Below are 20,178 nucleotides of genomic sequence, written 5' to 3'. Positions count from 1 at the left end.
TTGCGAGCCGGGCGGCCGGGTTCGTGATAGGCAGTGCCGAGGACCGCAGTGCCGAGGACCGCAGTGCCGAAGACCGCACAGGCAGTGCCGAGAACCGCGACCGGATCGTTCACCGCCGGAGGGCCGGTGGCGTGGATGCCAGGCAGGAGACGAGAACGTGGGTGCCAGGCAGGAGACGGGTACATGACGGGTCAGCGGATCGGCCTGGTGGTGCACCAGGGCCGGGCGGCGGCGGTGGCGGCGGCCGGGACCGTCCGGCGCTGGGCGGCCGACCACTCGGTCGGGGTCAGCGACATCGACGTCTGGGGGGCCGCCTCGGCAGACCGGCGGCGCAACGCCGGGGACGAGGCGGAGGCCGCCGGCCATCCGGCGCTGGTGGTGACGATCGGTGGCGACGGGACCTTCCTGCGCGGCGCGCGGATCGCCGCCAAGGACGGGGTGCCGGTGCTCGGCATCAACGTCGGCCGGGTGGGCTTCCTGACCGAGATCGAACCCACCGAGATCGACACCGCGCTGGACGCCTTCTTCTCCGACCGGGTACAGCTCGACGAGCGGCTGATGCTGACCCTCTGCGCCTCCCGGCCGATGGAGATCCCCGGCGGGATGGAGGCGCTGCTGCGCTACGGGCGCGGCCCGCTGCTCCCACCGCCCCCGCCGCTGCCGCTCACCGTCGAACCTGTCGACCAGCCGGGGGTGGCGCTGGACGTCACCGCGCTCAACGACATCGTCTTCGAGAAACTGGCCCGGGACCGGCAGGCCAGTCTCGGGGTCTACCTGGACCAGACGCTCTTCGCGTCCTACTCGGCCGACGCCCTGGTGGTGGCCAGCCCGACCGGCTCGACCGCCTACAACTTCGCCGCCGGCGGCCCGGTCCTCTCCCCCAGGCTCGCCGCGCTGGTCCTCACCCCGGTCGCCCCGCACATGGTCTTCAACCGCAGTCTGGTGATGGCCGCCGACGAGCCGGTAACGGTACGCGTTCTCGACCGGTCCGGGCAGGTCGCGGTGAGCGTCGACGGGCAGCTCCGGGGCGTACTCGATCCCGGTGACTGGTTGACGGTGCTGCCGGCGGGCGAGCCGGCCCGCCTGGTACGGCTGCGCCCGTCCCGGTTCTACTCCCGATTGCGGGAGCGGTTCTCCCTGGCCGACGCGCCGGCCGCGGTGGCCGACAGCCGGCGCCCCGACCAGGCCGACGGTTGACCCCTGCTCCCCGGTGCCGTCAGGAGCCTCGGTGCACGAAGCCGGCGGCAAGGACGAGATAGCTGCTGGCGGTCCAGGTGTAGGCGCGGTCCCGCAGGCCGGCGCCGGTCTCGGCGTCGAAGTTCTCGGCGAAGCCGGACTTCTCGCAGAGCACCCGGAAGCGGTGGCTGATCTCGTCGGCGAGCCCGGTGTGCCCGGCCCGGCGCAGGCCGTCCTCGACCAGGACCGTCGACGGTGCCCAGATCGGGCCGCGCCAGTAACCGTCGGGGACGTAGTGCGGGGAGTCGACGGGTTCGGTGGCCAGGCCGTGCGCGGTCAGGTGGGTCTCGATCCGGCGGGCGAGCGCCGTGCCGACCTCGGCGGGCAGGTCGTCGCCGAGCACGATCGCCAGCAGGTCGAGCAGGCTGGTGCTGGCCCGGCGTTCGCCGGTCGCCGGGCTGCGCGCGTCGAACCGGTCACCGGTCCAGAGCTGGTCGAGCATCGCGGCCCGGATCCGGTCCGCCTGCCCGGCCCAGCGCCGGGCCTCGGGCCGGCCGAGTTCGGTGGCCAGGTCGGCCAGGCAGCGCAGTTGCACGACCAGGAAGGTCGCCAGGTCGGCGCTCTGTACGACCCGGTCGCCGTCGAAGGTGGTGGCGTTGTCCCAGCCGCTGTCGTTGCCGTGCTGGTAGTGCGGCAGCTCGTGGCCGGGCACCCGGCGTGCCTCCAGCCAGAACCCGGTCCAGCGGGCCAGCCGCTCGTACGTCCGGATCAGCTCGGCCCGGTCCACCGGCCGGCCCAGGCGCCGCCGCAGGTGCCGCAGGGCCCAGCCGTGGATGGGCGGCTTGACGAAGTTGTAGAGCACCTCGGAGTGGGTCACCGAGTCCGGCAGCGCCCCGCTCGGGTCCTGGTGGTCGAAGGGGAGCTGGAACTGGTGCCAGGCCAGCTCCGGCTCGCCGGCGGCCAGTGCGATGGCGTTGAAGCAGTGGTCCCAGCTCCAGACCTTGTCCATCCAGTGCTTCGACATCAGCACCGCCGGACGGGTGACGAAACCGGCGGGCGCGACGGTGGCCGACCACAGCACGTAGGCGGCCAGTTCGGCCGCCGGAGTCTGCGGGGTACGCCACGGCGCGACCGCGTCGACGAACCCGGCGAACGCCGCGGCCGTCGCCCGGTGCAGGTCGTCGAACGGGACGTCGGTGCTGTACGGGCGGCGGGCGGCCTGGTACTCCTCGATCGCGATCTCCCACGGCTGCCCGGCGGGCAGGGTCAGGTGCCGCTCGGCGGTGCCCAGCGCCGAGACTCCGCCGGACCGCTCCAGCTCACCCGCGAGCAGGGTGAGCCGGTAGCGGCGGCCGGTCTCGTACGAGGTGAACACGTGGGAACCGTCGACCGGGTCGCGGTAGAGGTAGATGCCACTGAACGGGGTGAGCGTGGCCGGCGCGGCGGCGATCCGCATGCCGAGCCCGTCGCCGCGCAGCCGGACGGTGTCCGGGCTCTGGTACGCCAGCTCGACGCGACCGGTGCCGTGCCGCCAGCTGAGCAGGCTCGGCGTGGCGACGACCGTGACGTCCGGGCGCGACGGGGTGAACCGGAGTACGACGTGCATGCCGGTCTGGTGCGAGACCAGGTGCAGGTCCTCGGCATAGGTGTGCTCGGCCACCACCGGTGAGACGTTGAGCCAGGATCCGCGACAGCTGAACGGAATGTCCTGGATGGAGAACATAGGCGGCAGCTCACTTTCTCGGTTCTCGACGCTTCTCGGTTCTCGACGGCTTGCTCAGTCCTTGACGGCGCCGGCGGTCACGCCGGCCGCGACATAACGCTGGGCGAGCACCAGCAGGATGGTGGCCGGGATCGAGGCGACCACGGCGGTGGCCATGATGGCGTTCCACTGCTGGTTGTTGTTGCCGATGTACCGGTAGATGCCGAGCGTGATCGGCTGGTACTCGCCGGCACCGGCCAGGGTGGAGGCGAAGACGAAGTCCGACCACGCCCAGAGGAAGGCGAAGAGCGACACGGTGACGACGGCGTTGCGGCTGACCGGCAGCACGACCGACCAGAAGGTGCGCAGCCGGCCGGCACCGTCGACCACGGCGGCCTGGATCAGCTCCTCGGGGATGCCGGACATGAAGGCGGTGCAGACGAGCACGGCGAACGGCACCGCGATCGTCGAGTCGGCGAGGATCAGGCCGGGGACCGAGTTGAGCACGCCGAGGTTGAGGTAGATGGCGTAGAAGCCCATCGCCATGATGATCCCGGGGATCATCTGCGCGGTCAGCAACACGAAGCCGAGTACGCCGCCGCCGACCGGGCGCAGTTTGGCCAGCGCGTAGCCGGCCGGGGCGGCCAGCAGCACGGTCAGCACCACCGTGCCGAGCCCGACCAGCAGGCTCGTGCCGAGGTACGGCAACTGCTGGTCGAGAACCGCCCGGTAGCCCTCCAGCGTGCCGTCGGTCGGGAACAGGTGTGGCGGCGAGGCCCGCATGTCCTGGTCGCGGGTGAACGACACGTTGACCATCCAGTAGACCGGGAAGAGCATCACGGCCGTCAGGAAGAGCCCGAGGACCGTCTTCGCCACCCGCCTCATGCCGGCTGCCTCCGCTGGATGCGGATGTAGACGAGTCCGAAGACCAGCGCCAGCACTATCAGCAGGTTGCCGACGGCCGCGCCGGGCCCGAAGGCGGGCAGCACGTTGCCGAAGCCGAGCCGGTAGGACCAGGTGGCGAAGGTGGTGGAGGAGTCGGTCGGGCCGCCCCTGGTCATGATCCAGATGATGTCGAAGACCTTGAGCGTGTAGATCAGCCCGAGCAGCAGCGTGATCGCCGACACCGGCCGCAACAGTGGAAAGGTGATCCGCCGGAACCGCTGCCACCCGTTCGCCCCGTCCAGGGCCGCCGCCTCGTAGAGCCCGCCGGGGACGGCCTGGAGGCCGCTGTAGAGCACCACGAGGTTGAACGGGATGCCGATCCAGACGTTCGCGATGATCACCGAGGCCAGCGACCAGTCCGGCGAGGTGAGCCAGTTGACCGGGCCGACCCCGACCGCGCCCAGGGCGGCGTTGACCAGGCCGGCGTCGCTGTTGAGCAGCCACGACCAGGTGGAGGCCGAGACGATCAGGGGCAACAGCCACGGTACGAGGAACAGCGCCCGCAGCGTCCGGGACAGTGGGAAGTGCTGGTGGAAGAAGACCGCGAGGGCCATCCCGATGGTGAACTGGAACAGCAGCGAGGCGCCGGTGAAGACGACCGTGTGCAGCAGTGCCGGGCCGAAGGTCTGGTCGGACAGGATCCGTTGGTAGTTGTCCAGTCCGGCGAACGGCGCACCGCCCTGCACGAACGACCGCACCGTGTACTCGCGCAGGCTCAGCTCGACGTTGCGACAGAGCGGGTACGCGTAGAACGCCAGCAGGTAAAGAGTCACCGGGGCGAGGAACGCCCACGCCGCCCACCGGCCACCGTCGGGCCGTCGGCGGCCGGGGACCTTCCGCTGTCGGCGGCTGGTCATCGGCTACCTCGTCGCGGCGGCGGCGGTCGACTGCGCCCTGGCCAGCGCCTCCTGCGGAGTCTTCGACCCGCTGAGCGCGGCCTGCACCGCCGTCCAGAGCGGCTCGGAGATCTTCGGGTACCTGGTGCCGAGGTCGTCGCCGGTCCGCCCCCTGGCTGCCTGCACCGCCTCGGCCCAGACCTTCAGCTTCGGGTCGGCGGCGACCTGCCTGTCCCGGACGGCCGCGACCGGCGCGATGTACGACAGCGTGGTGTCGGTGGTCAGCAGGTTGTCCCCGCTGGTCAGGCAGGACACCAACTTCTGCGAGGTGGCGTACCGCGCCGGGTCGCCCTGCACCGGGACGGAGACGAACTCGCCGCCGGTGGGTGCCGGCGCGGTGCCGCCGGCACTGGCCGGGATCGGGATGATGCCGTACTCGAAGTCGAGCTTCTCCGCGTTGGCCAGCTGCCAGGTGCCGTTCTCGCCGAACGCGTAGTCCCCGCTGGCGAACTCCTGCCAGCTGGTGGTCTGGGTGTTGTTGATTACCGAGTTCGGCGCGTACCCCTGCTTGCGCCAGTCGGTCCAGAGTGCCAGCGCGGAGACCGCCTGCGGCGAGTCGAGCGCGGTCAGTTGCGCTCCGGAGCCCCAGAACCAGGGCAGGAACTGGAAGCTGCCCTCCTCGGTGCCGATGGCGGAGAAGGTGATGCCCTTCTTCCCGGCCGCCTTCACCTTGGCCAGGGCCGCGGTCAGCGACGGCCAGTCCCGGACCGTCGCGACGTCCACCCCGGCGGTGCCGAGCAGGTCCTTGTTGTAGTAGAGGGCGAGGGTGTTCGCGCCGATCGGGACGCCATAGGTCTTTCCGCCGCTCTGGCCGGCGCCGAGCAGGTTGGGGTCCATCGCCGAGGTGTCGAGCCCGTTCTCCTCGGTCGTGGTGAGCGCGCCCGCCTCGGCCAGCGTGGAGATCACCGGGTTGTCGATGATCAGCACGTCCGGCGAGTTGTCCTGCTGTGCGGCCAGCAGCGCCTTGTTGGTCAGGTCGGTGGTGTCGTAGCCGGTGCGCTCGACCGTGACCCCGGCCGAGCTGCCGCAGCTCTGCAACAGCTTCGTCCAGGCCGAGTCGTCGCCGAACTGCGGGTACGGGTCCCAGATCGTGTAGCTGCCGCCGGCCCCCTCGGTCGAACCGCCGTCGCCCGCGGTCGAGCAGGCGGCCGGGCCACCCGCGATCGCGAGGGCGAGCAGCGCCGCGCCCAGGGTGCGGTTCCTGCTGGCTGATGTCTTCATGAGCTGCTGCGCTCTGTCTTCATGAGCTGCGCTCCCAGATCGCTGGTCTGCGTGGCCGGATCGACTCGCAGAACCGATTCGCCGAATCGGTTCGCCGAAGATAGGCCCATCCCGAGGACGGGGTCAAGGGCCCAGGCCCAGTCCGTAGAAACGGCGGTTTCACGGTATTGACACACCGTTGACACCTCGACTACCCGAGTTCTACGCTGCCAGCGAACCGATTCGCTGCCCGGCCGGCCCGGCCCGGGGCGAACGTCCCCGATAGGGTCGGGCAGCCCGGGTGTCGACGCGACGCGGAGAACCGATTCGTGGGGGTGCGATGAACATCGGCGAGATCGCCCGCCGGGCGGGAGTGTCCCGCAGCACCGTCTCGTACGCGCTCAGCGGCAAGCGGCACGTCTCCGAGCCGACCCTGCAACGCATCCGGGCCGTCATCGACGAGCTGGACTACCGGCCGAACGCCGCCGCCCGCAGCCTGCGGGAAGGCCGCACCCGCACCATCGGGCTGGTCATCCCCCCGGCCAGCCTGCGACTGACCGAGATGCAGCTCGGCTTCGTCGCCAGCGTCGTGGAGGCCGCCGCCCGGGTCGACCTCGACGTGCTGCTCTCGCCGTCCGGCGGCGACCACGACCGCTCCTTCGAGCGGATCATCAGCGGGCGCCGCGTCGACGGCGTGATCCTGATGGAGATCCGCCTCGAGGACGACCGGGTCACCCGCCTCCGGCAGACCGGCCTGCCCTTCGTCACGATCGGACACACCGCACGACCGGACGGCACCTGCTGGGTCGACCTCGACTACGCGACCCTGGTCGCCAGGTGCGTGCACCACCTCGCCGACCTCGGCCACCGGCACGTCGCCCTGGTCAACCGCTCCGCCGAGCTGGTCGCCGCCGGCTACGGGCCGGCCCAACGGGCGCTTGCCGGCTTCACCGAGGCGATCGGCCAGCGCGGGCTGACCGGCGTCGACCTGTGCTGTGCCGACGACGCGGCCGGCGGCGAGGCGTGCCTCGAACAGCTACGCGACGGGCATCCGGCGGTCACCGCCGTCGTCACCATCAACGAGGCGGCGCTGCCCGGCATCCAGCGCGCCCTCGAACGGGCCGGCGTCGTGGTCCCCCGCGACCTCTCCATCGCCGGTGTCGCCGCACCGCACTGGGCGGAGGACTTCCGTCCCCCGCTGACCGCCGCCGACGTGCCCACCGAGATGGGCACCCGCGCCGTCGACCTGCTCCTGGAACGCATCGCCACCCCCGAGGCCCCACCGCGGCACCTGTTGCTCACTCCACCTATCTCGCTGCGCGCCAGCACCGGGCCGGCACCCACCCGGTAGCCCTCCGGACCGGTCACCGGGACGAGCCACGAGCTCGCCCCGCGATCTCCGCTGCCCGTCCCCCAGCCAAGGAGTCCTCCGTGAACAGAGCCACGCTGCTCGGCGCACTCACCGCCGCGCTGCTCACCGCCATCTCCCTGACCGCCGTCGCCACCCCCGCCCAGGCCGGCGACGAGTCCATCACCGTCGACTTCTCCGTCGCCGGTGGTTCCCCCAGCTACCGCGCCTCGGGCTGGATCTACGGCATGACCGAGAACGCGTCCGGACCGGCCGACCACTTCTACCGCGACGTCAAGTTCCGCTACATGCGGGCCGGCGGCGCCCAACTCGGCCAGCCGGGCGGCTGGGTCGCCGGCAGCTACGACCGCAGGTGGAACTCGACCCTCGCCCAGGCCCGGCGCACGATCGCGCTCGGCGGCCAGTTCGTCATCCTGCCGCACGACCTGTGGGGCGCCGACGGGTACGGCATCTCCCGCTTCCCCGGCGACAACGGCAACTGGGCCGACTACGACGCCTTCTTCACCCGGCTGATCGGCGACGTCCGGGCCGCCGGGATCACCGTGCAGTGGGACATCTGGAACGAGCCGAACCTGAACATCTTCTGGAACCGCTCGCAGGCGCAGTACTTCGAGTTGTGGCGGCGCACCTACCAACGGCTGCGCGCCGAACTCCCCGGCCACCTGATCGTCGGTCCGAGCTGCGCCTGCGTGCCGTCGACCGGCGGCTGGTGGGTGCAGTACCTCGACTTCGTCCGGGCCAACAACCTCGTGCCGGACATCTTCAGCTGGCACAGCCTGCCCGGTGACCCGGTCGCCAACGTCAACACCGCCAACGCGACCCTCGACGCCCGCAGCATCCCGCACCCCCGCCCGTACCAGATCAACGAGTACGGCTCGCCCAGCGAGCAGAACCCCGGCGACGGCTCCTGGTACATCGCCCGGCTGGAACGCGCCGGTGCCGACGGGCTGCGCGCGAACTGGGCCAGCACCTCGAACCTGCACAACGACCTCGGCAACCTGCTGGTGCACAACTCCGCCGGGCAACACCAGCCCAAGGGCGAATGGTGGGTCTACCGCTTCTACGGCTCGCAGACCGGCACGATCGTCTCCGTCACGCCCAGCCCGGCCTACGACGCCTTCGCCACCAAGGCGACCGGGGTCGCCAGGATCCTGGTCGGTGGCGGCGGCACCACCGGCAACATCGCCGTCAACCTGCGACGCCTCGACACCACCAGCGGCATCGTGCAGAACAACCAGGTACGGGTCCTCGCCCAGCGCATCCCGTACAACGGCGGTGGCGCCGTCCAGGGGCCGGTCACCGTCGCGAACACCGTCGTGACGCTCTCCGGCAACGCCACCACGGTCAACCTGCCGCACACGAACGCCGACGACACGTTCACGATCACCCTGCTGCCGCCCTCGGAGGGTGGTTTCCAGACGGTCGCGGTCGCCCAACACTCCCAGCAGTGCCTCGACAACAGCAACCTGAGCACCGCGGACGGCAACCAGCAGCAGCAGTTCGCCTGTGAGGGCGGCGACCAGCAGCTCTGGAACTTCCGGCCGGTCCCCGGAGTCGCCAACACCTTCACCGTGCTCAACCAGCAGTCCGGCAAGTGCCTCGACGTGAACGCGGCGTCCACGGCCAACGGTGCCGCCGTCCAGCAGTGGACCTGTGACAGCGCGGCGCAGCACCAGCAGTTCACGCTCCGGAAGGTGACGTACGGCGGCAACGACGGCCACGACTACCAACTCGTCGCCCGGCACAGCGGGAAGTGCGTCGACGTCAGCAGCATCTCCACGGCGCCGCGGGCCCTCGTCCACCAGTGGACCTGCAACCCCGCGGGCCAGGGCAGCCCGCTCAACCAGACCTGGCGGCTCTGGGGCCGCTGACACACCCGGGGGGGCGCTGACACCCGCACCGCCGGCTGCCACCCCTGCCGCAGCACCAGGCAGGGTGGCGGCCCGGCGGTCCCCGACGATCCGCCTGCCACCTCGGCGACGACCCGCAGCACCCTGCCGGGCGAGCGCCGCCGGAACGCCGAGCCTGGCGGCTGAGCGGTCCCGGGACCTGCCGGCTAGTAGCGGCCCGGGTCACCGCCGTTCGGGGAGTAGACCGGCGGCGCGTTCTCGTGGTGGTGCGACTGCTGCGCGGACTGCTGGGGCTCGAACAGGTTCATCACCGGCTCCGGCTGCTCGGTCCGCCGAGGTTGCTCGAACTGCTCGTGCCGCTCGAACTGCTCGTGCCGCTCGAACTGCTCGGCCCGCTGGGGCTGCTCGAACCCCTCGTGCCGCTGGGGCTGCTCGAATCGATCGGACCCGCCGAACTGCTCGGGCTGTTCGGGCCGCTCGGGCTGCTGCTCGGAGCGTTCGTGCTGCCCGTGCTGCCCGAACTGTTCGTGCTGGCCGGGCTGCTCGTGCTGCCCGAACTGCTCCGGCTGGCCGGGCTGCTCCGGCTGGTCGGACTGCTCGATCGGCTCCGCCAGCACCTCGGCCGGTCCCCGGTTCGCCTCCTGGCGCACCGCCACCATCTGGTACTCGCCGGTCTCGCCGGTAATCGCGGCCGCCGCCAGCACCGCCGCGGCGGCCCGGTCGGCCAGCCGCTTCGCCTCGCGCTGCGTCCGGGCCCGCACCTCGGCCGCCTGCCGCTCCGCCGTCTCCGCCGCCCGGCGGGCCTCGTCCAGCCGGTTCAGCTCGGCGGTCAGGTCCTGGCGGACCTCACCGAGCCGCTGCTGCAACTGGGCGAACTCCTGCTCGGCGGTGACGCCCTCCTGGCGGGACTGCGCCAGCCGCTGCTGCGCGGTCTCCTGCGCGGACAGCAGCTGGCTGAGCGACTGCTGCCGGGTCTCGATCTCCTCGGCCAGCGCGGCAAGCTGCTGCTGGTGCGTGCTGGCCTGCTCGTCCGCCCGCCGCCGCAGCTCGGTGACGTACTGCTGGGCCTCGGCGCGGAGGTTCGCGTTCTCCTCCTCCACCTGCTTCTGCGACCGGGTCAGCTCCGCCTCGGTGGCGCTGCGCAGCTCGGTCAGCTCGCGCTCCACGTTGGCCTGCCACTGGCTCAGCTCCTGCTGGGTACGCGTCCGGGCCGCCTCGATCTCCTGCTGGATCTGGTTGCGCGCCGACTCCAGCATCGACTCCGCCTGCGCCTGGGCCCGCTCGACCTGCTGGGCGCTGCGCTCGCTGATCCGCTGCGCCTCCTGCTCGGCGCGTTCCCGGCTGGCCTCACCCTCGGCGGTCAGCTTCTCGGCCTGCTCGCGGGCGTCGGCGAGGACCCGTTCCGCCTCGCTCTGGTGCTCGGTCGCCCGCTGGGCGGCGGCGTCGACGATCGCCCCGGCCTGCTTCTCGGCCAGCGCGATGATCTGGTCGACCATCGGGCCGAGGTCCCGGAACGAGGCCCGGTCCACCTGCGGCGGCCGTTCCCGCAACTCGGTCAGCTCGGCCTGCACCTGCTGGAGATGGACGGTCAGGCCCTGGATGTGGCTGAACGCCTGCTCGCGTTCGGCGATCAGTTTCGACAACTCGTTCGCCGTCTGCGCCACGTACTGCTCCACCTGCCGCTTGTCGAAGCCGCGCAGCGTGGTCTCGAAGCTGGGTCGCGAAGTCTTGTCCTCGTGCAGGTCGAACAGCTCCTGGCTCTGGGACATGCGCCATCCTCCATACGGTCGCGAGCCCGGTGCCGGCGTCCGGGGCACACGCCGCAGGGGTAGGGCTCAACCGGCGGAGCATACACCTGCCGGTGACCGGCGGGGCACCCCACCGGCCGGCTACCGGACCGGCCGGCGGGGCGTGCGGCTCAGAGTCCGGCGGCGTGCGCGGCCGGGGTACCGCCGACGACGGGCAGCACGATGTGGCTGGTCTTCAACGCCACGTCGACGCCTGCCCGGTTCGGGTCGGCCTGACTGGAGTACTGCGGGTAACTACCGACCACGATCACGCCGATCCGGTGCCCCGGCGCGAAGACGTAGTCCTCGGGCAGCAGCGGGAACTCGAAGTTGTAGAGCTTGCCCGGGACCAGCGGGGTCGCCCGGCGGATCGACTGCCGGTTCTGTGCGTCCAGGATGCCCTTGGTGACCAGTTCCAGGTCGGCGGTGGCGACCCGCTTCCGGGTCTGCTTGTAGCAGCCGTCGTCGGTCGGACTGGTCTCACCCCAGCAGTCCTGGGTCTCCAGGGTGACGATGCCCTCCCCGGGGGCCCGGTGCGCGACCCGTTCGGCGGTGCCGTAGTCGACCAGGATCACCCCGAGGTTGGTGTCGGTGGCGTCGGCCGCCGCCCGCACCCTCAGCACCGGGGTGCCGGAGATGTGCAGCGGGGCCCGCAACGGTTCGGAGAGGTACGCCAGCCGGTTCGGCGTGACGGTGTCCGGGTTGCCGACCATCGCGTCCTGGCGCTGGGCCGGGTCGTCGGCGAAGCTCTGCACCGCCTGCTTCCGCACCGGCACCAGCTGAAGGCCGCCCGCGCCGCCGGTGCCCGGCTGGAGGAAGACCTCGGTCTCGGTCATCCCCGGCACCGGCCAGTCGGCGTGCGTCTCCCAGACGTCGGCGGAGCGCTCCAGGTCGACCCGGGGCTCGTCCATGATCCCGTTCGGCACCTGGTGCAGCCAGTGGTCGAACCAGCGGTGCAGGGTCGCCACCCAGACCGCCCGGCGCGAGTCGAACGGGTCGACGTGCCCCTCCTGGGAGAGCCAGAGCTTGCGTGGCACGTCGTGCGCGGCGAGTTCGTACCAGAACTTGCTGAAGTGGTCCGGCCGGACGTTGTCGTCGTTCAGGCCGTGATAGAGCAGCACGCTCGCCCTGATCCGGTCGACCCGGCCGACGTAGCTGCGCTCGGCCCAGAACGCCGAGTAGTCACCCGTCTCGTCGCCGTCGGCGGCACCCAGCGCGTCCCGGACCGGCTTGCAGTACTCCCGCCGGTCCGGGTTGGTCACCGTGTTGGCCAGCGACGACACGTAGCTGTTGCCTCGGGTGACCACCCCGTTGCTGCGGGTGTAGGCGTAGTACTCGGCCGGGCCGCTGATCGGCACGATGGTGGTCAGCCCGCGGACGCCGGTCACCGCCGTCGCCATCGCCAGCGAGCCGTCGTACGACTTGCCGACCATCCCGGTACGGCCGTTGTGCCAGTCGGCCCGGACCACCTGGCCGGCGGCGTTTCGGGCGGTGGCCCGGCCGTTCAGCCAGTCGATCGCCTGCCTGGCGCTGAGGTTGTCCGGGCTGCCGTTGGTGGTCGGGCAGCCGGTGGAGTTGTTGGTGCCGACCATGTCCAGCAGGATCACGGCGTAGCCGCGCGGCACGAAGTAGTTGTCGTAGAAGAGCGGCCATCTGTCGAGCAGGCCGTCGCCGTCCAGGTCGGCCTTGCACTCGGACTCGTTGCCCCGGCAGACGGTCGAGTAGTACGGGCTGGCGTCCATCACGACCGGCACCTTGAGCCCGTCGGCCGTCGCCTTCGGCCGCATCACGTCGAAGGCGATCACGTCGCGCAGCCCGTCGCGGTCGCTGTCGAAGGTGGCGGCGACGAAGAGCCGCTCCCTGATCGCGTCCGCGTAGCCGAACACCGGCTGGGTCACGCCGTCGCCCACCACGATCGACGGTCCCGGCCGGGCCGACGCCGGTGCCGCGACACCGAGCACCGCCACCGCCGGCAGCACCGCGAGCGCGGTACGCCAGATCCTGCTGGTCCGACCCATACCCACTCCTCTTTCGCCGGTCAGGGGCGTGCGTAGGCTACGGTCGGCGACACCGATCGAACAACGTGCATCTGTCGGAACCTGCCCGCCCCCGCTCCGACGGCACGCACAACGATCCCGCCGCACGCGGAACCGCCGCGACGGGCGGCGGTGTGCGGTGTGCGGCGGCGCCTGGCCGGCCGGGCAGAATGGCGGCCGTGGGACGGCACGGCGGATCGGGGCGGGCGGCGGGCTTCCGGGTGGTGCCGGGCGCCGCCGACAGCGACGTGATCCTGCACGTCCCGCACGCCGCCCGGCTGGTCCCGCCGGAGGTACGCGCGAAGCTGCTCCTCGACGACGCCGCGCTCGCCGCCGAACTGGCCCGGATGACCGACGCGCACACCGACCTGCTCGCCGACCTGGCCGCCCGCACCGCCCGGCGTACGCCGTGGACGTTCGTGAACCTGCTCTCCCGGCTGGTGGTCGACCCGGAGCGCTTCCCGGACGGGCGGGAGTCGATGCGCTCGGTCGGGATGGCCGCCGTCTACACCCGGACCAGTGACGGTGCCGTGCTGCGTGCCGACGACCCGGTCGAGGAGGCGCACCTGCTCGACCGCTGGTACCACCCGTACGCGCGGGCGGTCACCGACCTCGTCGACGCCCGGCTGGCCGTACGCGGCCGGGTGACCGTGCTGGACGTGCACTCCTACCCGAGCCGGCGGCTGCCGTACGAGATCGGCGGCACCGGACGCCCGCCGGTCTGCCTCGGCACCGATCCGGTGCACACCCCGGACTGGCTGCGGGAGGCGGGCCGGGCGGCCTTCGCCGGCTGTGGCGGGACCGGTCTCGACACGCCCTTCGCCGGCTGTTACGTACCGCTGCGGCACTACGGCCGGGACCGCCGGGTGACCGCCCTGATGGTGGAGATCCGCCGGGACGGCTACCTGGTCGAACCGGACGGCCCGCCGACCGACGGGCTGGCCGTGCTGGCCGGCGCACTGGCCACCCTGGTCGACTCGGTCGACGCCGCCGCCGACGACCGCACCGGCTGACCGGAGTCCGCCGGACGACCGGAGTCCGCCGGACGACCGGAATCCGCCGGACGACCGGAGTCCACCGGGCGACCGGAATCCGCCGGGCGACCCGAGTCCGCCGGGCGACCGGGGACGGCGCCCTGGCCCGGCTGACCGGTGTCGTCCGGCCCCTCGGGCTCCGGTAGGGCGACTCCGTCTCCGGCCGGTGCGAACGGCACGGCGGCCGGCACGACGGCCGGGTTCGGCCTGGCCCGGATCAGCAGCGCCGCGACCACGGCGGCGGCGATCCCACCGGCCACCCCGACCAGCGCGGTGCCGGACATCGCCTCGACGAATGCCTCCCTGGCCAGCCGGGCCAGCGTGCCGTCCCCGGTCGCGGCGGCGATCCGCAGGGCGTCCCCGATCGACTCCCGGGCCGGCCCGGTGACCTCGGCCGGCATCGCCGACCGGTAGACGGCGGCCAGTACGCTGCCCAGCACCGCGACGGAGAGCGCCGCGCCGAGCTGCTGCACGGTGTCGTTGACCGCCGAGCCGACGCCGGCCCGTTCCGGCGGCAGCGCGGCGAGCAGGGTGCCGACCGCGGCCGGTCCGCTGATCCCGCTGCCCGCCCCGATCAGCACCAGCGCGGCGGCCAGCGTGGGATAGCCGTCGGCCGGCCCGATCGAGGCGAGCACCCCGAAGCCGGCGGCCATCAGCGACAGCCCGGTGGCGATGGTGACCCGGGCGCCGAACCGCCTGTCGACGAGTACCCCGAGGCCGTTGCAGACCAGCACGGTGGCCAGCATCGGCACGAAGGCCAGGCCGGCGCGCATCGGCCCGTACCCGAGGACGAACTGGAGGTACTGGGTCAGCGCCAGCAGTACGCCACCGGCCGAGAGCGAGAGCAGCACGATGGAGAGGCTGGCCCCGCCGAAGTTGCGGTCCCGGAACAGCGACATCGGCAGCATCGGCTGGGCGACCCGGCGCTCCCAGAGCACGAAGGCGACGAGCAGCACGGCGGCGCCGACCAGCCCGCCGACGGTCGACGCAGCCGACCAGCCGTCCTTGGCCGACGAGATGACCGACCAGACCAGCGCGGTCATCCCGGCGGTGCAGAGCAGCGCGCCGAGCACGTCGGGCCGGCTGGCCGGACCGCGCGACTCGGGGATGACCGCCAGCGCGGCGACGACGCCGAGTACGGCGATCGGGACGTTGAGCAGGAAGACCGATCCCCACCAGAAGTGCTGCAACAGCAGGCCGCCCAGGGTCGGGCCGCCCAGCGCGCCGAGCACCAGCACCGAACTCCAGATCGCGATCGCCTTCTTCCGCTCGCCCTCGTCGAAGACCGTGGTGAGGATCGAGAGGGTGCCGGGCATCAGGAAGGCGGCGCCGACCCCCATCAGGGCGCGGGCCGCGACGAGTTGGCCGGGCGTCCGGCAGAGCGTGGCCAGTACCGAGGCGCCGCCGAAGACGACCAGACCGATGACCAGGCCGCGTCGCCGGCCGTACCGGTCGGAGAGGCTGCCGGCGGTGAGCAGCAGGCCGGCGAAGACCAGGATGTACGCGTCGATGATCCACTGGATCTGCGCGGCGCTCGCCCCGAGGTCGCGGATCAACGCCGGGATGGCGATGTTCAGCACCATGTTGTCGATCACGACCACCAGCAGGCTCACGCAGAGCACGCCGAGGATCCACCAGCGGCGCGGATGCGGGCTCGCGCCGGGGTTGCCGGCGGGATTGCCCGCGCGGCTGGCGCCGGGGTTGCCGGCGGGCGTGGATGTGGGCATCGAAGCCTCCGCTCGTACAGCGTTCGAGAATGCTCGCACACCGTACCAGTCGTCTCGAACGATGTGCGAGGCCGGTTAGACTGGCCCGGTCGAAAGGACCCCGGATGCCACCGAAGTCGGACCCGTTCACCAGCTCGGTGTGGCTGCGCCCACCCCGGGCCAGCCGAGGTGAGGCGCCGACGCTGAGCCGCGAGCAGATCGTCCGGGCCGCGATCGAGCTGCTGGACGCCGAGGGACCGACCGGCCTGAGCATGCGCCGGCTCGGCACCCGACTCGGCTCCGGCGCCACCTCGGTCTACTGGTACGTGACGAACAAGGACGAACTGCTCGAACTCGCCGTCGACGAGGTGATGGGCGAGGTCTACGTACCCGAGGTCGGCGACACCGGCTGGCGGATCGGCGCGTCGGTGCTGACCACCACCACCCGGGAGATGCTGCTCCGCCACCCGTGGGTGATCGCCCTGCTCGGGGTGCGCCCGAACCTCGGCCCGAACGCGCTGCGGATCGGCGAACGCACTGTGGCACTGCTCGGCGGGGCCGGCTTCACCGGACTGGAACTGTCGCACGCGAGCGCGCTGCTGACCTCGTACGCGATCGGCTCCGCCACCACCATCGCGGCGATGGTCACCACCGTCCGCAGGTCCGGCCGGTCACTTCAGGAGATCGTGACGAACCTGGAACCGCAGGTGGAGCGGATCGCCCGCGACCACCCGCACTACGACAGGTGGCGGCAGGAGGTCGGGTCGGCCGCGTACGAGCCGGAACGGGTCTGGGACGAGAGCTTCACCTTCGGTTTGGAGCGGCTCCTCGACGGCCTGGAGAGCTGGCTGGACCGGCCGGACGACTGAGGCGCGGACGCTGCCAGGGCGGACGCTTCGAAGCCGGCAACTCGGGAATAACCGCCCGATGCTGGGCTTCCTACCCGCTACGCCCTGGCCGCTCGGCCTGAGCGTCGGGGTCTTCGCCGTCGCCGGCCTGGTCACGATCCTCGGCAGCATCCGGCTGGTGGCCCTCGGCGACGCCCTGGCGGACCGGACCGGCTGGGGCGAGGCGGTCTTCGGGGTGGTCTTCTTCGGCGTCGCGACAGGGCTCTCCGGAATCGTGATGACGGCGGTCACCGCCGCCGGCGACCACCCACAGCTCGGCTACAGCAACGCCGTCGGCGGGATCGCCGCCCAGACCACCGCGGTCGCGGTCGCCGACGCCTTCCACCGCCGGGTCAACCTGGAACACGCCGCCGCCTCCTCCTCGAACCTGCTCTTCTGCTGCCTGCTGATCACCCTGCTCACCCTCGCGCTGCTCGGCAGCTACACCCCGGACGTCACGGTGCTCGGCATCCACCCGATCTCGGTGGTGATCGTCGCCTGCTACCTCGGCGGGCTCCGGCTGATCCGGACCGCCGGCACCACACCGATGTGGCAGGCGGTCGGCACCACCGAGACCGAACCCGACGTACCGCAGGAGCACGGCGCCCTGGACGAGCGGGGCACGGCCGCGCTGTGGGTGCGGTTCGTCCTGGTCGGCGCCGTCGTCGCGGCCAGCGGCTGGGCGGTGTCGCTGGCCGCGGAGAGCGTCGTCGAGACCACCGGCCTGACAGCCGGGTTCACCGGCGGGGTACTGCTCGGCATCGTGAACGGGCTGCCGGAGACCGTCACCGCGATCGCCGCCGTGCGCCGGGGGGCGGTGACCCTGGCCGTCGCCGCCGTCCTGGGCGGGAACATCCTCGACGTGATCACCCTGGTGGTCGGCGACGTCGCGTACCGGCAGGGCTCGATCTACCACGCCGCCGGCAACGACGACCTCTTCATCACCACCACCGGGCTGTTCATGACCGCGATCCTGCTCGCCGGGCTGCTCGTCCGGCAGACCTGCGGTTGGGGGCGGCTCGGTTTCGAGGGCGTACTGCTGCTGGCCACCTACCTCGGGATGACCACCGTGCTGGCCACCTGAGCCGTACCCGGCCGGTGCCGACCAGCTAGGTTTGGGACCCCACGACAGGCCGGAGACGACGAGGAGGCCGGGAGTTTCGGTGGACGGCTACGGGTTACAGGTGGCGTTGGTTCTCTTCCTGGTCCTGGTCAACGCGGCGTTCTCGGGCAGCGAGATGGCACTGGTGTCGCTGCGGGAGAGCCAGGTGCAGCGGCTGGAGCGGCAGTCGCGCGGCGGGCAGGTGCTGGCGAAGCTGGCCCGCGACCCGAACCGCTTCCTGGCCACCATCCAGATCTTCATCACCCTGGCCAACTTCCTCGCCTCCGCCGCCGCCGCGGTCTCGCTGGCCGCACCCCTGGTGCCGCTGCTCGACTTCCTCGGCTCGGCCGCCCAACCCGCCTCGGTGGTGCTGGTGACGATCCTGCTGACCTTCGTCAGCCTGGTCCTCGGCGAGCTGGCCCCGAAGCGGATCGCGATGCAGCGGGCCGAGGGCTGGGCGCTGGTGGTGGCCCGGCCGCTCGACGTACTCGCCGCACTCTCCCGCCCGGCGGTCTGGCTGCTCAGCAGATCCACGAACGTCGTGGTCCGGCTCACCGGCGCCGACCCGGAGGGCGGCCCGGAGGAGGTGAGCGCCGAGGAGTTGCGGGAGATGGTGACGGCCCAGCGCGGGCTCACCGCCGAACACCGCACAATCATCAGCGGGGCGTTCGAGATCGCCGACCGGATCCTGCGGGAGATCCTGGTACCACGCGGGCAGGTGGTCACGCTGCACGCCGAACTGCCCACCGGCACGGCCCGGCGGCAGCTCGCCGAGTCCGGCCACAGCCGCGCCCCGGTCGTCACCCGGGGCGGCCTCGACGACGTGGTCGGCGTAGTACACCTGCGGGACCTTCTCGACGACAACGCCCAGGTGCGCGACCGGATGGCTCCGGCGCTGTTCCTGCCGGAGACGCTCGGGGTCACCGACGCGCTGCGGCAGATGCGCCAGCAGCGCCAGCAGTTCGCGGTGGTGGTGGACGAGCGGGGCGCCAACGACGGCATCGTGACGATGGAGGACCTGATCGAGGAGATCGTCGGGGAGATCTACGACGAGACGGACCGCGACGTCCAGGCCGTGGTCCGGCAACCCGACGGGACACTCCTGGTCGCCGGCACCTTCCCGATCCACGACCTGCCCGACATCGGGCTCGAACTCGACGAGCCCGACGACGGCGACTACACCACCGTCGCCGGGCTGGTCCTGGCCCGCCTCGGGCACATCCCGACCGCGTCCGGCGAGACCGTCGAACTGCCCGCCTTCACCGCGCAGGTCGCCGAGATCGACAGACACGCCATCACCAAGGTCCGGCTCCGCCCCCGCTCGGAGCGGACCTCCGACGACGAGGCGGTGGCGGACCCGGCCGGCGCCGCCGGCTGAGCGCAGGGCCGGCCCGCGCCGAAGGGCCGGCCGGGGGCGGGCGTCCGGACCGGGGGCGGGCGTCCGGGCCGGGGGCGGGCGTCCGGGCCGGGGGCGGGCGTCCGGGCCGGGGGCGGGCGTCCGGGCCGAGGGCGGTTCCGCCGATCCGGGTACGGGCGCCGCTGACCGCCGCGGCCACACCACTGGCCGCACGGGCCGTACCGGCGGGAGCCGATCCGCGCGCGACGCTCTAGCGTGGAGCGACGCGTCCGCTACGGGAACTTCGAGGTAGGCCACGTGACGAAGGAAGCGCTGTCCCCGCACCGCGCCCTGTCGGGCGGGCTCGACACCGGAGTTCCGCACTCCGCCCGGATCTGGAACTACTGGATGGGCGGCAAGGACAACTTCGCCGCCGACCGGGAGGCCGGAGAGGCGTACCGGCGACAGTTTCCCGGCATCGTCCCGCTGGCCAGGCAGTCCCGGCGTTTCCTGATCCGGGCGGTGCACCACCTGGCGACCGAGGCAGGGGTCCGCAACTTCCTCGACATCGGCACCGGCCTGCCGACCCTGGAGAACACCCACCAGGTCGCCCAGCGGGCCGCGCCGGAGTCCCGGATCGTCTACGTCGACAACGACCCGCTGGTGCTGACACACGCCCGTGCCCTGCTCAGCAACACCACCCCGGAAGGGGTCACCGACTACGTCGACGCGGACCTACACGATCCCGACCAGATCATCGCCGACGCCCGGAACATCCTGAACTTCACCCAACCGATCGCGGTCATGTTCATGGGGGTGCTCGGGCACGTCGCAGACCACGCCGAGGCGGAGTCCATAGTGGCCCGGGTGATGGCGGCCGTACCCAGCGGCAGTTATCTGGTGCTCTGGGACGGCACAGACACCACCGAGGGGTTCGACGAGGCCCAGCAGGGCTACGACGACACCGGCGCCGTCCCGTACGTGCTGCGGAGTGCGGCCCAGATCGAACGCTGCTTCGCCGGCCTCACCCTGCTGGAGCCGGGGATCGTCTCCATCTCCCGCTGGCGCCCGGAGGACCCCGACGCGGAACCGGTGGACGGCTACGGCGGCGTCGGACACAAGCCCTGACGGCCATCGGGGCGGCGGCCGTTT

15 protein-coding genes are annotated in these 20,178 nt (G+C 72.0%); 8 read left to right on the top strand and 7 right to left on the bottom strand.

Annotated features, from left to right (window positions below; all coding sequences use genetic code 11):
* Nucleotides 1–183: 183 nt before the first annotated feature.
* Nucleotides 184–1,197, top strand: a complete 1,014-nt coding sequence (locus ACN28A_RS26130; RefSeq protein ID WP_421399127.1) for an NAD(+)/NADH kinase — start codon at nucleotides 184–186, stop codon at nucleotides 1,195–1,197.
* 19 nt (nucleotides 1,198–1,216) lie between these two features.
* On the opposite strand, the gene ACN28A_RS26125 is transcribed toward ACN28A_RS26130, so the two are convergent.
* From ACN28A_RS26125 to ACN28A_RS26110, 4 genes are read right to left on the bottom strand one after another with little or no spacing between them, the layout of a single operon-like run.
* Complete coding sequence (locus ACN28A_RS26125; RefSeq protein WP_421399125.1) at nucleotides 1,217–2,899, bottom strand: amylo-alpha-1,6-glucosidase; 1,683 nt, start codon at nucleotides 2,897–2,899, stop codon at nucleotides 1,217–1,219.
* A gap of 54 nt (nucleotides 2,900–2,953) precedes the next feature.
* Nucleotides 2,954–3,763 (bottom strand): carbohydrate ABC transporter permease, encoded by an 810-nt coding sequence (locus tag ACN28A_RS26120; protein WP_421399123.1) that lies wholly within the window; start codon nucleotides 3,761–3,763, stop codon nucleotides 2,954–2,956.
* Nucleotides 3,760–4,680 carry a carbohydrate ABC transporter permease gene (locus tag ACN28A_RS26115; protein ID WP_421399121.1) on the bottom strand — a complete coding sequence of 307 codons (921 nt, stop codon included), beginning with the start codon at nucleotides 4,678–4,680 and terminating at the stop codon, nucleotides 3,760–3,762. The genes ACN28A_RS26120 and ACN28A_RS26115 overlap by 4 nt, the downstream gene beginning before the upstream one ends.
* Before the next feature lie 3 nt (nucleotides 4,681–4,683).
* Nucleotides 4,684–5,940, bottom strand: a complete 1,257-nt coding sequence (locus ACN28A_RS26110; protein WP_421399118.1) for a sugar ABC transporter substrate-binding protein — start codon at nucleotides 5,938–5,940, stop codon at nucleotides 4,684–4,686.
* Between the two features lie 319 nt (nucleotides 5,941–6,259).
* On the opposite strand from ACN28A_RS26110, the gene ACN28A_RS26105 reads away from it, so the two are divergent.
* Both ACN28A_RS26105 and ACN28A_RS26100 read left to right on the top strand, forming a co-directional pair.
* On the top strand, nucleotides 6,260–7,270 hold the full coding sequence (locus tag ACN28A_RS26105) for a LacI family DNA-binding transcriptional regulator (protein WP_421399115.1): 1,011 nt from the start codon (nucleotides 6,260–6,262) through the stop codon (nucleotides 7,268–7,270).
* A gap of 80 nt (nucleotides 7,271–7,350) precedes the next feature.
* Complete coding sequence (locus ACN28A_RS26100; RefSeq protein WP_421399112.1) at nucleotides 7,351–9,159, top strand: RICIN domain-containing protein; 1,809 nt, start codon at nucleotides 7,351–7,353, stop codon at nucleotides 9,157–9,159.
* Nucleotides 9,160–9,344: 185 nt separating this feature from the next.
* Here the strand turns inward: ACN28A_RS26100 and ACN28A_RS26095 are convergent, their stop codons facing one another.
* Together ACN28A_RS26095 and ACN28A_RS26090 are read right to left on the bottom strand one after the other, a co-directional pair.
* Nucleotides 9,345–10,907 (bottom strand): hypothetical protein, encoded by a 1,563-nt coding sequence (locus ACN28A_RS26095; RefSeq protein WP_421399109.1) that lies wholly within the window; start codon nucleotides 10,905–10,907, stop codon nucleotides 9,345–9,347.
* Between the two features lie 149 nt (nucleotides 10,908–11,056).
* A complete protein-coding gene (locus ACN28A_RS26090) occupies nucleotides 11,057–12,943 on the bottom strand; it encodes a CocE/NonD family hydrolase (RefSeq protein WP_421399108.1) in 1,887 nt (628 codons plus the stop codon).
* A 197-nt stretch (nucleotides 12,944–13,140) separates the two neighbouring features.
* Between ACN28A_RS26090 and ACN28A_RS26085 the strand changes: the two genes are divergently transcribed.
* Entirely contained in the window at nucleotides 13,141–13,974 is an 834-nt protein-coding gene (locus ACN28A_RS26085) for an N-formylglutamate amidohydrolase (RefSeq protein WP_421399105.1), read from the top strand.
* Here ACN28A_RS26085 and ACN28A_RS26080 read toward each other — a convergent pair.
* Nucleotides 13,863–15,722: an MFS transporter gene (locus ACN28A_RS26080; protein ID WP_421399102.1), complete on the bottom strand. Its 1,860-nt coding sequence runs from the start codon at nucleotides 15,720–15,722 to the stop codon at nucleotides 13,863–13,865. The two genes, ACN28A_RS26085 and ACN28A_RS26080, sit on opposite strands and share 112 nt — an antisense overlap.
* Nucleotides 15,723–15,826: 104 nt before the next feature.
* On the opposite strand from ACN28A_RS26080, the gene ACN28A_RS26075 reads away from it, so the two are divergent.
* The 4 genes from ACN28A_RS26075 to ACN28A_RS26060 all read left to right on the top strand — a co-directional run bounded on the left by ACN28A_RS26075 (nucleotide 15,827) and on the right by ACN28A_RS26060 (nucleotide 20,154).
* Nucleotides 15,827–16,570, top strand: coding sequence for a TetR/AcrR family transcriptional regulator (locus tag ACN28A_RS26075; protein ID WP_421399099.1), 744 nt, complete (start codon nucleotides 15,827–15,829; stop codon nucleotides 16,568–16,570).
* A 58-nt stretch (nucleotides 16,571–16,628) separates the two neighbouring features.
* Nucleotides 16,629–17,672, top strand: coding sequence for a sodium:calcium antiporter (locus ACN28A_RS26070; protein WP_421399097.1), 1,044 nt, complete (start codon nucleotides 16,629–16,631; stop codon nucleotides 17,670–17,672).
* 79 nt (nucleotides 17,673–17,751) lie between these two features.
* Nucleotides 17,752–19,068: a hemolysin family protein gene (locus tag ACN28A_RS26065; protein ID WP_421399095.1), complete on the top strand. Its 1,317-nt coding sequence runs from the start codon at nucleotides 17,752–17,754 to the stop codon at nucleotides 19,066–19,068.
* A 276-nt stretch (nucleotides 19,069–19,344) separates the two neighbouring features.
* Entirely contained in the window at nucleotides 19,345–20,154 is an 810-nt protein-coding gene (locus tag ACN28A_RS26060; RefSeq protein ID WP_421399093.1) for an SAM-dependent methyltransferase, read from the top strand.
* Nucleotides 20,155–20,178 lie beyond the last annotated feature (24 nt).

Source organism: Plantactinospora sp. WMMB782 (genome assembly GCF_049179135.1).
In the GTDB taxonomy this organism is placed as follows: domain Bacteria; phylum Actinomycetota; class Actinomycetes; order Mycobacteriales; family Micromonosporaceae; genus Plantactinospora.
The sequence above is the reverse complement of the archived record's forward strand: the minus strand, read 5'-3'. Positions and strand labels throughout refer to the sequence as shown.